Annotated in this window: 14 protein-coding genes; 10 read left to right on the plus strand and 4 right to left on the minus strand. The window is 47.7% G+C overall.

Annotated elements, in window-relative coordinates; translation table 11 throughout:
- Nucleotides 1–116 precede the first annotated feature (116 nt).
- Nucleotides 117–797, minus strand: a complete 681-nt coding sequence (gene phoU / locus HXT44_RS01760; protein ID WP_103013925.1) for a phosphate signaling complex protein PhoU — start codon at nt 795–797, stop codon at nt 117–119.
- A 189-nt stretch (nt 798–986) separates the two neighbouring features.
- On the opposite strand from phoU, the gene HXT44_RS01765 reads away from it, so the two are divergent.
- Nucleotides 987–2,255 carry a sensor histidine kinase gene (locus HXT44_RS01765; RefSeq protein ID WP_410310987.1) on the plus strand — a complete coding sequence of 423 codons (1,269 nt, stop codon included), beginning with the start codon at nt 987–989 and terminating at the stop codon, nt 2,253–2,255.
- Nucleotides 2,256–2,304: 49 nt separating this feature from the next.
- Here the strand turns inward: HXT44_RS01765 and HXT44_RS01770 are convergent, their stop codons facing one another.
- Nucleotides 2,305–2,571: a DUF2530 domain-containing protein gene (locus HXT44_RS01770; RefSeq protein WP_410310988.1), complete on the minus strand. Its 267-nt coding sequence runs from the start codon at nt 2,569–2,571 to the stop codon at nt 2,305–2,307.
- Between the two features lie 185 nt (nt 2,572–2,756).
- Between HXT44_RS01770 and HXT44_RS01775 the strand changes: the two genes are divergently transcribed.
- From HXT44_RS01775 to HXT44_RS01785, 3 genes are all read left to right on the plus strand, one after another.
- Nucleotides 2,757–3,902, plus strand: a complete 1,146-nt coding sequence (locus HXT44_RS01775) for a CHAP domain-containing protein (protein WP_410310989.1) — start codon at nt 2,757–2,759, stop codon at nt 3,900–3,902.
- A 113-nt stretch (nt 3,903–4,015) separates the two neighbouring features.
- Nucleotides 4,016–4,738, plus strand: a complete 723-nt coding sequence (locus HXT44_RS01780; protein ID WP_410310990.1) for a C40 family peptidase — start codon at nt 4,016–4,018, stop codon at nt 4,736–4,738.
- A 141-nt stretch (nt 4,739–4,879) separates the two neighbouring features.
- Nucleotides 4,880–5,905, plus strand: a complete 1,026-nt coding sequence (locus HXT44_RS01785; protein WP_004105206.1) for a universal stress protein — start codon at nt 4,880–4,882, stop codon at nt 5,903–5,905.
- A 672-nt stretch (nt 5,906–6,577) separates the two neighbouring features.
- On the opposite strand, the gene HXT44_RS01790 is transcribed toward HXT44_RS01785, so the two are convergent.
- Nucleotides 6,578–7,879 (minus strand): glycosyltransferase, encoded by a 1,302-nt coding sequence (locus HXT44_RS01790; RefSeq protein ID WP_410310991.1) that lies wholly within the window; start codon nt 7,877–7,879, stop codon nt 6,578–6,580.
- Nucleotides 7,880–8,056: 177 nt separating this feature from the next.
- Nucleotides 8,057–8,476 (minus strand): OsmC family protein, encoded by a 420-nt coding sequence (locus HXT44_RS01795; protein ID WP_410310992.1) that lies wholly within the window; start codon nt 8,474–8,476, stop codon nt 8,057–8,059.
- 151 nt (nt 8,477–8,627) lie between these two features.
- On the opposite strand from HXT44_RS01795, the gene HXT44_RS01800 reads away from it, so the two are divergent.
- From HXT44_RS01800 to HXT44_RS01825, 6 genes are all read left to right on the plus strand, one after another.
- Nucleotides 8,628–9,500: a thymidylate synthase gene (locus HXT44_RS01800; RefSeq protein WP_004110615.1), complete on the plus strand. Its 873-nt coding sequence runs from the start codon at nt 8,628–8,630 to the stop codon at nt 9,498–9,500.
- An 82-nt stretch (nt 9,501–9,582) separates the two neighbouring features.
- Complete coding sequence (locus HXT44_RS01805; protein ID WP_421783016.1) at nt 9,583–10,242, plus strand: dihydrofolate reductase; 660 nt, start codon at nt 9,583–9,585, stop codon at nt 10,240–10,242.
- 46 nt (nt 10,243–10,288) lie between these two features.
- Entirely contained in the window at nt 10,289–10,840 is a 552-nt protein-coding gene (locus tag HXT44_RS01810) for a low molecular weight protein-tyrosine-phosphatase (RefSeq protein WP_410310994.1), read from the plus strand.
- A gap of 372 nt (nt 10,841–11,212) precedes the next feature.
- A complete protein-coding gene (locus HXT44_RS01815) occupies nt 11,213–12,580 on the plus strand; it encodes a dipeptidase (RefSeq protein WP_116994867.1) in 1,368 nt (455 codons plus the stop codon).
- 208 nt (nt 12,581–12,788) lie between these two features.
- A complete protein-coding gene (locus HXT44_RS01820) occupies nt 12,789–13,427 on the plus strand; it encodes a DUF3043 domain-containing protein (protein ID WP_004110609.1) in 639 nt (212 codons plus the stop codon).
- A gap of 153 nt (nt 13,428–13,580) precedes the next feature.
- Nucleotides 13,581–14,354, plus strand: coding sequence for a DUF4191 domain-containing protein (locus tag HXT44_RS01825; protein WP_064621921.1), 774 nt, complete (start codon nt 13,581–13,583; stop codon nt 14,352–14,354).
- Nucleotides 14,355–14,610 lie beyond the last annotated feature (256 nt).

Below are 14,610 nucleotides of genomic sequence, written 5' to 3' on the forward strand. Positions count from 1 at the left end.
TTACAATAAAAGTAGGTTTGCAATTGATTTGCAGACCTACTTTTTTATTCACGTTTTATTTTCGTGCGCACTTTTGAGTAACTTGAAATTGCGTAGCGCGTTTCGCTGTAACCGCTTTACGCTACAACCGTGTCTTTATCTGGCTCCGGCTTCTTGGACGGATCGAATCCGGAAACAATAAACACAATTTGCCTTGCGACGGCAACGCAATGGTCTCCAATTCGCTCAATAAAGCGGCTAAGCAGAACGACATCAATTAACTGCCTGCGTGTACCCTTCCAATTTTCGCCTTCTACCAGCTCAAAAATCTTCTCGTGCAATTTGTCGAGCGCATCGTCGCCAGCAATAATAGTTTCCGCCATTTGCACATCGCGATTTGCAACCATGGTCGTTAAGCGGCCTGACAGTTCGTGCAAGAAATCAACCATTGCAACAATAGTTTCGCGTCCTTCTTGCGCAATAGCAGATTCAGGCCAGGTTCGTCTAGTAATTTGAGCGATATGACTTGTTAAATCTCCCATGCGTTCAAACGTTGCAGCTAATCGCATTGTAGCTACAACTTCGCGCAAGTCCGTTGCCACAGGGTTTTGGCGAGCAAGCAAAGTCAAGCATTGGTCAATAGTGCTTGCTTCTAAAGCGTCTAAGTCTGCGTCTTTATCGATAACAGTTTGAGCAGCTTCCAAATCCGCGTTTAAAAGCGCGCTTCCAGCATCGTTCATAGCTTTTGCTACAAGTTCTGCCATGCGTTCGAGGTTTGAAGCAATCGCCTTCATTTCTTCGTTGAAAATTACTCGCATGGTGCGTCCTTTCTCAGTGCTGTGAGTTTATTTGAACGCCTAGTTTGCACGTCGCTATAAGTCAGGCATCCTATGTAATTATAGACGATGCTGGTAACGAAGCGACCGAAACTTTACAGCCGTGTAAAGTTTCTGCCGCTTTTTAGTTGCATAGTTACAAAAGCGCGCAAAATATGAGATTATAGGAGTATGCCTCAAGGTTCTTCTGCGGTTGTGATCGTTGTATTTGTTGCTTTCGGCGTGCTTGCGTTGTGCGTTGTGCTTTCGTTGTGTGTGTTGATGTCGGATTGGTTTTCTACAGTTTTGCGTCTTTTTAAGCGAGCGTTTAATTATATTCGTGGCGCAAGGTATGGCGCAAAGTATGACGAAAGCGACGACATAACCGACGACATCAGCGACAACGCAAGTGACGACATCAGTGACGACGCGTCCCAAGTTTTGGCAATGCTCGACATGCCAACTGTTGTCATTGATGCCAACAATGACGTAATTCGCGCAAGTTCTGAAGCTTATTTGCTGGGTGTTGTTAGCGATGATTCTCTATGTCAGTCTCGCGTTCTTCAAGCTGTTAATTCCGTACGCGCTTCTGGCGGATTCGAGCGCTTCTCTTTGGTCACTTCGACCCCTGAGCGTTATGTGTCAATAACTGCAAATCCTCAAGAGTCAACCACTGTTTCGCGCCCTAATTGGCTTACTGTTACGGCTGGAAGCATTGGAGGCGGTATTGTAGTTGTAATTATTGAGGATACGAGTGCAGCTCACCGTTTTGCGCAAACTCGCGACGACTTTATTTCCAACGTTTCTGAGCAGTTAATGCGATCTACTCGCAACTTAACTCAGCTTACGAAAGTTTTGCAAAATGAACAGGTATCTGCGCAAAAAATTAAAGATATTGCGCAAATTGCCGGTAAATCTTCCAAGAAACTTGAGCACATGCTTGAAGATTTGTTATGGCTGGTTCGCGCTCAAAATCCTATTGATTTAGATTCTGCGCAAGTATTTTCTTTGAATGATGTTTTGTCGTATGTGCAAAATCAAGTTGCTGCGTTTGCTAAGGATTGTTGCGTACGCGTCGTGTCAAAAGTTGATTCGCACTTATGCGTGCGCGGTGAAATTTCGCAAATTCAAGCTGCAGTGCGGAAATTAGTTGAGAATGCAATTACGTATTCTCCAAAAAATTCTACAGTTTCGCTATCTGTGTCACTTTCAACAGATGGTCAATACGCTGTGATTCGTGTTGTAGATCGCGGAGTTGGCATTGATTTGCAAGATCAGTCGCGAATTTTTGAACGATTCTATCGTGCGAATAATCAAAATAGTCAAAGCCAGGATGGTGTAGGTTTAGGGCTTGCAATTGCTAAGCATGTGGCACTTACGCACCACGGAAATATTACGCTTTGGAGTATGCCGGGGCAGGGTACTACCGTAAGTTTTGCGCTACCAATTGCAAATAAATAAGCAGCAAGTAAGTAAGTTGCAAGTTAGCAAGTAGCAAATCAGCAATAAACTATTTTCCTAAGCGCCTGTAGTCCCAGCGGTCAAAATGTTCCCAAATTAATAGCAGAACGCCAATAATTGTTCCCGATACGCAAAACAGCACAGGAAACCAAGTTGTAATATGCAATAACGCAACGATGAGCGCAATTATTGTTGCGACTAGCCACGCGATCGTTCCTATAGCAAAAACCTTTCGCAAATCAACGCGCAGCGGTTTTGGTGCTGCTTTTCGTGCATCAGGATTAACTATAGGTGCAAATTTCATACTTCCAACCATACAACTTACCGAAGTCTAAGTGTGACAAGTGCAGCTTAAGCGCGAAAATTGGCGGATTTAGGTTGTGTGCGTTTCTTACATCCTAACCACGTTGTAACCTTTCACATAGAAGATTGGAAGAAAATCAGTTGGGGGTGTAGCGTTTGTGCGCTGCGTTCCACGTTTAACATAAGAAAGTGATTAGTATGAGACATGCTGCACATGGTGCCACAAAAGCAAAGAGGCGTGGTGATTCGCCGCTTTCGCTGTTTGTAGCTCAGCATGGCGCGCATGGTGCGCATAGTGTGCGCGGTATGCGTTCTGTTCAGGCTAATCGTGTTAGTGAGCGTTTGGCTGCGGTTGCTACTAGCAATGGTGCTGTTGTAGAGCTTCCAGAAGCTGTTTCTGAGCGTTTGCAGGAGCTTGTTCCTCAAAGCAGGCGCGCGCTTAGGTTGTCTAAGCTTGCTAATGAGCGTCGTCACAATGTAATACTTTCGGCTTCTCTTGTTGCAATGGTTGGTACTGTTGCAGCTACTATGGCTTTAACTAAGGTTAATAGTTTTGATGCTCGCGCTTCCGAATTTGAGCCGTCTATGACTGCAGTTGGCGACGCATCTTCAACAGTTTCGCGTTCTAGCCAGCGCGAGTCTCTTAATCCTATGGCGACTATTAATAATGCTGTTGACTCTATTGAGAATGCTGCTAAAAAATCGCATAATGCGGGCTCTGCTGATGCTGCAAATAACGCGAATGAAGATAGTTCTGCTCGCTCGGATTCGAAGCATGGAAACTTAGCCAATAAGGTTGCTAATTCAGTACAACCTGGCACTTTTTCTACTATATCTTCGAAGTCTGATTCGTGGAATTTAGGTTCTGATTCAGGCTTTAATATTGCGGAAATGTCGCGTTCTGCTGCGAATAATCCTAAGGTTGCTTTGTTGATAGATAAAGACTTTGACGTTTTGCCGAAGGGCTTTAATCCAAATCACGCAACTGGGGATACCGGTAACGCGTATGAGTTCAGCCAGTGCACGTGGTGGGTGTATATTCGCCGCCATCAGTTAGGTTTGCCTGTTGGCTCGCATTTTGGTAACGGAAATATGTGGGCTGATTCTGCGCGCAGTCTTGGCTATTGGGTAGATAATTCCGCTCGTCATGTTGGTGATATCATGGTGTTCCGCTCGGGTCAGGCTGGTTCTGATCCATTCTATGGGCACGTTGCAGTTGTTGAAAAAATTAATTCAGACGGTTCTATTGAAACTTCTGAATGTGGTGCTTCTTATCAAGGACGAACTTTTTCGCGCAAGTTTGATGCTAAGGAAGTTTCTCAATATCAGTTTATTCATTACTAAAGCTGCATTACTGAAGCTTCGTTACTAGAGCTGGTTTGCTAAAATTAGTTTGCTTATTACTGGCGTTGCTATTTTTCTCGTATGTAATACCCAGATGATACACTACGGAAAGTATGCTAAAACAAAGTAGAATTTTCTCAGTTTTTGTATCAGCTGCCGCTGCAGCTTCAATGCTTACTGTTATGGCGCCATTCGCCATGGCAGAGTCTTCGCATGAGCTTTCCGAGTCAGCTGTCACTTCTACGCGCGCATTTCCAAAGGTGACGAATGTGCGTCGCGATATTTTAACTGAATCTACTTCTACTGATGTCGACGCAAATTCTCATTGGGGTGGCATAGAAAGCTTGAATGTACCTCAAACTAAGACTCCTAGCGAACAAGCTGCTGAAACGGCACGCCGTGCTTTTGCTGGAAATGCCGCTGCAAGCCGTTCTGGTTTCCGCAGTGGTGTTGAGCAGGTTCCTCTTGCTTCTGTAGTTCCTCCTGACGGTAAGTCTGTTGCCTCTCTTTTGAATTTTGCTACTCAATTCTTAGGCAAAGTTCCGTATCGCAGCGGTGGCAATACTCCTGCTGGATGGGATTGCTCCGGTTTTGTGCAGTATGTTTTTGCTAGTGTTGGTATTTCTTTGCCTCGTACTTCTGGAGCGCAAGCAACTGTTGGAACCCCAATCCCAAGTTTGGCTCAAGCGCAGCCTGGAGACATTATCGCGAATGCGCAGCATGCTTCTATTTATGTTGGTAACGGCATGGTAATTAATTCGCAGCTTGCTGGCACTAAGTACGATCCTATCCGCTGCGTGTTCCCAGGCGGATACTCTATTCGTCGCGTTCTGTAGTTTCTATAGCTTCTGTAGAGTTTCTGTAGTCATATATCGCAAAACTGGCCAACACTCAATCTAAAATTACGCTACAATAGTATTTACAAGTTGTGCGCGAGTGACGCTGCTGTCGCAAGTGCAAGTATGAGGAGGTTGGCAATGATCCCAGAAAAAGCTGTATTGGTTGGAGTTGACGGCTCGCACGCGAGCTATAAAGCGGTTTGGTGGGCTGCAAATTACGCAAAGCATGCTGGGTTGCAATTGCAAATTGTTTGCGCTTATTCGTTGCCAAGTTATGCTGCTGTTTCTTTTGATGCCACTTACACTGCGATTGGTGACGATAATGCAGCTCATCACGATGCACAAGAAATTCTATCTAAAGCAAAAGCTGTTGCTCTTGAGCAGGGTGTTGACGCGACTACGCTAATTGTTACGGGTGATCCTTCTTCGGTTTTCGTGGAGCTTTCTCGTAACTATCAGCTTATTGTGATTGGCAATCGCGGCAAAGGTGGCTTGGCAGAGCGTTTGCTCGGCACAACTAGTTCTTCGCTTCCAGCTTATGCGTATTGCCCAATTGTGGTTGTGCCTTACACTGACGATGACGGTCAGCGTATTCATTTGAATAATACGATTACGCGTGTGGCTGTTGGTTCTGACGAGTCAAAGTGGGGGCTTAAAGCTCTTGAAATTGCGGCTGATTTGGCGGATAGCTGGCATGCTGAGCTTGATGTTATTTCCGCAGTGCCAAGAGTGCAAGGTGCTGAGGGCGACACCGCTGTTATGGGATCGTACATGGAGGATCTTGAGGAGCGCGTGAAGCCAATTTTGCAGCGTTTGCCGGATTTGCAAATTCATCGAACTGTTGTGCCTGGTTCTGCTGTTGAAGCTTTGACTCAAGCTAGTTTGAATCATGATCTTGTGGTTGTTGGTTCTCGCGGTCGTGGTGGCTTTACCGGTTTGCTGCTTGGCTCGATTAGCCAGGGATTGTTGCAGCATTCTTCGAGGCCTGTGTACGTTGTGCCGCGCAAGTATGTGGAATTTAGTGCAGCTCAGGTTGCGGCAGCGCAAAAGCAGCATTCTGAAGCGTCTATTGACGATATTTCCGGAGTGCATGAGGTTGATGTGCCGAAGGCTGGTAAAGAAGCTGCTAAGGAGATTGAGCAAACAATCGATCCGCTGCGATAATGCAACGACTGCTTGGGATAACGCTCGCATTGGCGCGACGACCTGCTTGAGCGCAGCACAGCGCGCGCGAAAGCAACTCGGAGCGCCGAGCTTGCTTAGGGTTGAAAGCACGGTGTGCTTTCAACGCAAGCGAGGTCTGCCTTCGTCTCGATTGACGAAGGCAGGACAGATTTGTGTGGTTATGCTTTAGAAACTAGGTTGTGTTTTGTGTGCGCTGACGACCTGCTTGAGCACTGAATTACTAGCGTTGACTTGCTTTCTGCGCGCGTGTCTCATTTTGCCCATTTTGAGACACTGGTGCAGATGAGTTACTGCGTTATTGTCTCTGTTTGGTTGTTTTCGGACATTAGTGCAGATTGCGTACTGCGTTAGGGTCTCATTTTGCTTGTTTTGAGACATTCGTGCAGATTGCGCTCGCGCTGATTACGCTCGCGCGCGAAACTCGCTTAAGTTGGAAGTCCACTGGACTTCCAACTTAAGCGAGTTTCCGCTCCGAATTGCCTTCGCGCGCTAAAATCGCAGCGCGAAAGCAGGTCGTCGCGCTGCGCGCGTGTCTGAAGACCGGCGTAGTGAAACATTTGCCGGAGTTTTTACTGGCGTTTGTTGTCGGTTTTGCCGAAGCTGACCACATTTGCCGGGGATTTTATCCCACATTTGGAGCGCGCAGGTCATCTAGTCTTGCGGCTTTTGCGGCTCTTGCGACTCCGCTTCAGTATTCTCGCGCTTTTTCAGCATAAAACGCGCGCGCCTGGCATCTCGCTTAGCTTTCTTCTCAGTGAGCTTTTCCTTGTTCATCTCAATTGCGCGCTTGTAAATCTTAAGCAGCTCAAGTGCTTGGCTTTTAAAATCGTTATTCTTCGAATACTCGAGCACGTTCGCCTTAAGCTGAGCCTGCTCAGCCTCGCTCATATTCAAAACTTTACTAAAAACAGCCTTAAAATCTTCCTTAGTATCCCACTGATACCCGTTTTGACCGCTGATAATCTGCTTCTCATTCGGTACATCATGCTTTACAAGCGCAAACAGACCGGAAGCCATTGCTTCTAACATCGAAAGTGAGTGCATTTCGGAAAGTGATGCGGTTGTGTAGTAGTCCATTGCGTGCAAATACTTTGGAATTTCCGTGTGAGCAATAGGCCCAAGCAAGCAAATTCTGTCGTCAAAACCATTATCTGCCACGCGCTTGCGCAACGATTCCAAATCAGGACCGCCGCCAATAACAAATAAGCGCGCTTTTTCGCGAGGAAAATCGCAATACATAAAGTTGTCAATTAATTCTGAAATATTTTTTTCAGCGCCGATTCTACCAACGAAAACAAACAGCTTAGTAGAGTCAGAAACGCCATATTTTTCGCGGAAAGCTTTGCGGAATGCAAGTCGCTCAGGCGTTGGTAGGAACTTTTTATATTCCACAGCATTATTCAGCACAATTACTTTTTTATCAACCTTCTGACGGTCAATATATGCCTGTGCTTTAGGAGACATGCTCGTAATAATTGTGGCATTTTTCGAGAATCGCATAAAATATTTCGCCGAAATATTGCGAGAGAACTCAGTAAAATGCTTTAAGCCAATGTAAAACAGGAATTTATCGTATTCTGTATGAAGCGTGTAAATAACGGGAATATGCTCTTTTTTTGCTACTTCCAAGCCGATTTCGCCAATGCCAAATTCGTTTTGAATATGAATGACATCCGGCTTAAATTTAAGAGGAAGTTGCTTTCGCATGTGACCAATCGGAAGCGCAACGCGGTATTTGTAAAGCTTTTTAAGCAATATGCCCGGAACGTAAACAACTCCATCTTCAAGCTTGGTTTTGCGCTGTTTTTCGGAGCCGACCGTGACTACTAGCACTTCATGCCCAAGCTCTTCATACATCTTTTTGAGCATATAAGACTGTGTTGCGACGCCATTTATGTACGGTGGATACGTTTCGGTAAAAATAGCGATTTTCAAAGTTTCCTCCGGTTGCATACATGCATGCGTAGCGTCATTATTGCGCAAATATCTTGTGTACTCAATTGTGCCACACGTGGTGAATTTTAGTGCAAGTTTAGTGCAAGTTTAGTGCAAGTTTAGTGCAAGTTTAGTGCAAGTTTAGTGCAAGTTTAGTGCAAGTTTAGTGTGATTTTTCGCGACTTTTGGCTTATTCTAGCTGCGAACCGTAACGTTTACGCTAACTTGCGCGCCTTTTTCGAGCGTATGTTTAACAGTACAACCCCTGGAAATGTGGCGTTCCATGCGCTCTTTTAGTGCGGACGCATCTTCCTGGCTGAGTGCAGGTTTTGCGCCACTTGCGTCAAGAGTGACGTCTTCTTGAAAACGCAAGTATGTGCCTTCTTCCGCGTCGTACGTGCCGTTTACTACAACTCGCGCTCCAGCGCCCTCGCCAATAGCGTGTTCTGCAGCGTACTGGCTGCTAAGAGCTGTGCAACCAGCTAAAGCGATTTGCATTAATTCAACCGGGTTGAACATGCTTTCGCTGTGACCAAACTTCAAGCTCACACCGTCGTCGCTGTGTGCTTCCCAAGTGCCGTCTTCGTTGCGCTCTACCCATAATCTTCTAGACATTTTTGCTCCTTTGCTGTAGTCGTATTTGTTCATGTTATCGTAAGGATTGTAACTTTGCGTTCAATTGCAGAAGTTAGCGTTTTGCGCGGTAGGCATATGGTTTTACGAGCGCGATTCTTTAAATTTATTAGCACTTTGTTAACATGGCAGCATGGCTTTAACAGAAGAAGAACTTGCCGCAATTCGCGCGCGCGTACCACAAAAACCGCTTTCCAGCATCCCAACTCCTTACGAGGATTTAGTGCGAAAAATCCTTACGGAAGGCACTTTAAAATCAGATCGCACAGGCACTGGCACGATTTCGCTTTTTGGTCAGCAAATTCGCTTCGATATTAGCAAATACTTCCCGCTGATTACCACGAAAACCGTGTTTTTCAAAGGACTTGCGTACGAGCTGCTTTGGTTCCTTAAAGGCTCGAGTAATGTGCGTTGGTTGCAAGAAAACGGCGTTCATATTTGGGACGAGTGGGCGGACGAAAACGGCGATTTGGGCCCTGTTTACGGCGTGCAGTGGAGGAGTTGGCCGGCTCCGACAGCGGAAAATCCAAACCGCACAATCGACCAAATCGCAAACGTTCTGGATCTTATGAAGAATCACCCAGATTCTCGCCGCATGATTGTTAGCGCTTGGAATCCTGCGGAAGTTGAACATATGGCGTTGCCGCCTTGCCACTCGCTTTTCCAGTTCTACGTTGCTGACGGCAAGCTTTCGTGCCAGCTTTACCAGCGTTCTTGCGACATGTTCCTCGGCGTGCCGTTTAACATTGCATCCTACTCGCTTTTGACGATGATGATGGCTCAGCAGGCAGGCCTTGAGCCGGGCGAGTTCGTGTGGACGGGCGGCGATTGCCATATTTACGACAATCACGTTGAGCAGGTGCTCGAGCAGCTTTCGCGCGAGCCATACCCGTATCCGCAGCTTGAAATTCGTAAGGCGGATTCGATTTTTGATTACGATTACAGCGATTTTAAGGTGGTTGAATACAAGCATCATCCGACGATTAAAGCACCGGTTGCTGTGTGATTGATTGCGGTTTGATTGGTTGCGAATTATTTTGCTTGATTTAGTTTAATTTTTAGCTTGATTTAGCGTGTGAGGTGCGTATATGGCAAACAGCGTGTCGCATAATTTTCCTGTGCGACTGATTTGGGGCGAGGCTTTTGGTTTGGACGGCAAGCCAGGCGCGATGGGTGTAAACGGAGGTATGCCGTGGCGACTTTCGCCGGATTTGCGCTATTTTAAGGCGATGACTATCGGTTGCCCTGTGATTATGGGTCGTGGCACGTGGGATGCGACGCCGCCGAAATTCCGTCCGTTGCCTGGGCGTGAAAATATTGTTGTTACGCATAATCCCGATTTTGTTGCGGATGGTGCGCGTAGTTTTACTAGCATTGACGCGGCTTTGAATTATGCGCGCGAATGGCTGGAAAATAGGGAAACGCTGAGAAGTCAGGGAAGTGTATCTCAAGACGCATCTCAAGACTTTCCGCAAGACTCGCCTCAAGACGGACGCGCAATCTGGGTTATTGGTGGCGCTGCGATTTTGCGCGAGATGCTTGCGAATTATCATGCGGACGCAGCTTACGTAACGCAAATTGACGCGAAAGTTGCAGCGGACACATTTGCTCCAAACATTCATGCATTGGTTGATGCAGGAAAATGGCATGTTGCGCGCGAAGGTGAGTTTGAGGAAGCGCTGCTTAAGGTTGGTAGCGAAAGCAATCCTGCACGATACCGGTTTATGGTATATGAGCCTGCGCAGTAAACGAGAATCGCAAAGTAAACGAAAACCGCAAAGTAAACGAGGAAATATGACTGAAGAATCAAGCAAAATCAAGGTTGACGCGCGTCACCCATATACCGTTATGACGGTTTGCACAGGCAATATTTGTCGCTCGCCAATGGCGGAAATCGTGTTGCGCAACGAGTTTCAATTGAGGGGATTGGGCGACGTCGTTGCTGTGCGTTCCAGCGGTGTAAGCGACGAAGAGTATGGCAATCCGATTGATCGCCGCGCGCAAAGGGAATTAACTAAGCGCGGATACAGGCTTCCTGCTTCGCATTTTGCGCATCGAATTGAAGCGGATGAGATTGCGGAAACGAACCTGTTTTTGCCTATGACGGCTTCGCATATGCGCTCGCTTTTGCGTTTGTTGCCGCCGCAAAAGCGCGAACTTGTGCACATGTACCGCGCGTTTGATCCATCGCTTCCTAAGCCGCAGCCTGGTCGCGAGATGTTGCTCGATTTGGCTGATCCGTGGTACGGCGGTCCGTACGAGTTTGAGGTTGCGATGGATCAGATTGAGCAGTGCGCGCCTTATATTGTCGATTGGGTTGCCGCGCGCATTGAGAGGGCTGACTAAGCTGGACGCTTCAAACGTGCGCGACGACCTGCTTGAGCGCATAAAGCGTAGCGCGCGTGTTTACCCGCGTTTGTTGACTTGAGTAGTGCGTAAGTCCACATTTGCGCGCATACTTCCGCGTGTTTGTGGACTTGGGTGGAGTACAAGTCCCCATTTGCGCGCGAGTTACCCCGCGATTGTGGACTTGGGTAGTGTATAAGTCCCCAAACGCGCGCATATTTCCCTGAATTTGGGTTAGTGCGCGACGACATGCTTGAGCACTTATAGCGCAAGCGTTTGCGAAAAAGTTTGCGGACATAGTTTGGGTATAATTTATAGGTATAGTTTTACAGGCATCAATTACCGCTCTGTTGCTTTTAGTTGGGAGGATTTATGGCAGATTTGGCTGTCGAAGACGTGCGCGCTCGCGTGCAAAACGCCTGGAATGACGTGGTTTCCGTGCTGAATAAGAAGATTTCGCTGGCTGCGGTGTCGGCTAATGGCATTGCTGGTGAGCATATGCGCAAGTCCGCGCAATACGTGGCTGGGGTATTGCGTGAGGTTGGTATTGACGCGCGCGTCGAGCAGTCCACGAATCCGGACGGCACTCCAGGAGCTTTCGAAGTGGTCGGCTCTCGTATCGTAAACCCAAGCGCGCCAACGGTTTTGCTCTACGCTCACCATGACGTGCAGCCAGTGCCGGACCCATCCGAGTGGGAAACCAACCCATTTGAAGGCACAGAGCGCGACGGTCGTCTCTACGGACGCGGCTCAGCTGACGACGGCGGCGGAATCGCAATTCACTACGGAGCTTTGCGCGCACTAAGCGACGATTTGCGCGTAAATATTAAGGTTTTCATCGAAGGCGAAGAGGAGATGGGCTCGCCAAGCTTCATCCCGTTCATTGAATCGCATAAAGACGAGTTCGAATCCGACGTAATCATTGTGGCTGATTCTGGCAATTGGTCCGCCGAAATCCCAAGTCTTACAACGAGTTTGCGTGGAAATACCGACGTGGATGTAAGGGTTAAAGTACTTGGTCATCAAGTGCATTCTGGACAGTTTGGCGGTCCGATTTTGGACGCTTACACGCTCGCTTCCATGCTTATTGCCTCGCTTTACAACGAAGCTGGCGACTTGGCAGTTCCTGGAATTGAAGCACAGGAACCGGTTGGCGGTTTGCAGCGCGATTTGGACGAAGCACAAGTGCGCGCCGACGCTTCCGTGGTCGATTCTTATAAGCTTGCAGGCACCGGTTCTCTCGCCGCGCGCATGTGGACTAAGCCAAGCCTGACGGTAATCGGCATGGACGCACATCCTGTTGAGGGCAGTTTTAATGTGATTGCGCACGAAACTAAGTTGCGTCTTTCGCTTCGTACCGCGCCTTCGCAGCGTCCGGAAGAAGCGCAAAAAGCGTTGTGCGACTTCTTGGTATCTCACGCGCCTTTTGGTGCGGAAGTTACTGCAGAGCCGATTGATAACGGCATGGGTTGGGCAATGGATCCGGATGCTGTTGCAACGAAGGATGCGCTCGCTTCTATGCGCGATGCTTTCGGCGTGGAGCCGGTAAACAAGGGCGAGGGCGGCTCGATTCCGTTTATTCCTGAGCTTCAGCGCATCTTCCCGAAGGCGCAGGTGCTGGTGACGGGTCCGGAAGACCCTAAGTCTAATGCACACAGCCCGAACGAGTCGATTTCGCTTTCTGGTTTGCGCGGAAATATTGTGACGGAAGCGCTGCTTTTGGATCGATTGGGCGAGTAATTCTGGCTAATTTTGCGCGAAGGCGGCATAAACTTTGCAACGCTGTAAAGTTTCTGCCGTTTTTTGATATGTACCCCTTTTTCTTTACATGCGCGTAAAGTTTCTGCCGTTTTTGTGGCGATTCTCGACCGAAATTTTACGTTACTGTAAATTTTCTGCCGTTTCCGCCGCGTCTGCATGCGTCTAGTCTGTTGAGTAATCTGCAAACATGACATGGAATCCATTTGCAAAGAAAACTGCCAATAATGAGGGCGCGTCTACTCCTTCGTCGCAAAAGAAAGTAGCGGATGCAGAATCGTCCGTAGCGACGAAATCTCGCGAAAAAAACGCGCCGACTCCTAAGCGCAACGCTGCTCAGGCGCAAAAGCTTCGTCCACTAGTGCCGGCAGATCGCAAGGAAAGTGCAAAACGCGCGCGCGCTCGTCTTCGCGAATCTGAGAATTTGCAATACAACGCAATGCGCACTGGCGATTTGGTGCATATGCCAAAAATTGAGCAGCTTCCGTGGCGTGTGTATATTCGCGATTACGTGGATGCTCGAATTAATATTGGCGAGTTTTTCATACCAGTTGCAGTGCTGATTATGATTTGCTTGTTTGCGCTATCTAAATTTGTGATTGTTTATTTTGTTTTTGCAGTGTTCTTGTACGCGTATTTGTTTGCATCTGTAATTGACATGTTTGTTATGTGGCGTAAGTTGCGCAAGGAGCTGATTCGTCGTTTTGGCGATGTGGCTGTGTCGCGCAAGTCGCGTTCCGGCATGTATGCATTCAGCCGCGCTATGCAGCTTCGTCGCTGGCGTTTGCCTAAGCCGAGTAGCGCAAAGCGTGGTAACTGGCCGAAGTAAGTGCAAAAGTAAGTGCAAATTTATTAATATTTGCACAAGCTACTATTATTATTTGGGATACTCAAAATAACGCGAATATTATGGGGTAAACGCATGGCACAAGATAAAGCACAAAGCAAATCGCAAGGCGCGTCGAAGGGTGCGACGCAAGGCATGAAGCAGCCTAAGAAAAAGCAGGGCATGTTCTCGCAGATTATACGTATTTATAAGTACACGCATTCTGACGATAAGCAGCTGCCTTTGTGGTTGTCTTGCGCGTTTGCTGCGCCGATTTTGGTTGCTGTAATTCTTGGAATTGTATCTCGTTGGTCCATTTTGATGTGGATTATGATGCTTATTACAGCGGTGATGCTTGGTTTGCTGCTGTTTACTGTTGTGCTTACGAAGCGCGCAGATAAAGTTGGTTACGCAAAGTTGGAAGGTCGCCCGGGTGCGGCTGCCGGCATTATTTCTGCGATTAATAAGGGCGGTTTTACTTTTCCGCAGCAGCCTGTGTGGGTGGATGCGCGCACGAAGGATGCGCTTTGGCGAGGCACTGGTTTTAACGGAATTTTCCTCGTTGGTGAGGGTAATTACGAGCGTTTAATGCATGCTATGGATCGACAGGAGCACGCTATTAAAAGCGTTACTGCCGGATCTAATATACCTGTATACCGTATTGCTGTTGGTAATGGCGAAAATCAGGTGAAGCTTAAAGAATTGCGCGGAAAGGTGTTGCGCTCGAAGACGCTACAGCCTGTGAAGCACAAGTTTGCGTTGTTCGATAAAATTCATCCGAACCGCCGATTCTTCCTTACTAAGACGGAGCTTGCGATTTTGAATGAGCGTTTGCGCACGTTGCAAAGCAAGAGTGGATTTGGCATTCCGAAGGGCATCGATCCAACGCGTCCGCAGCGCATCAGCCGTCGTGCAATGCGCGGTAAGTAAATTTTATGTTTTAGCCTTATTGTTGCGTGCGTAAGTGGCGTTTGTTCGGTGCTTGCGCACGTTTTTTATTGACGTGACGGACCTGTTTGAGCGCAGCACAGCGCGCGCGTTATCTCACATTTGGAGGGTTTATTGTTGCCATACGCTCCAAATATGGGGTGCTTTTCTCGTGTTTGGAGTGTTTGGTGTGGCGTATTGCTCCAGACGTGAGAGGACGCTCGCGCGGGTTACGCGCTCGCTTACGAAACTCGCGTTG

The organism is Gardnerella sp. DNF01198P (assembly GCF_049244165.1).
GTDB classification, from domain to species: Bacteria; Actinomycetota; Actinomycetes; order Actinomycetales; family Bifidobacteriaceae; genus Bifidobacterium; species Bifidobacterium swidsinskii.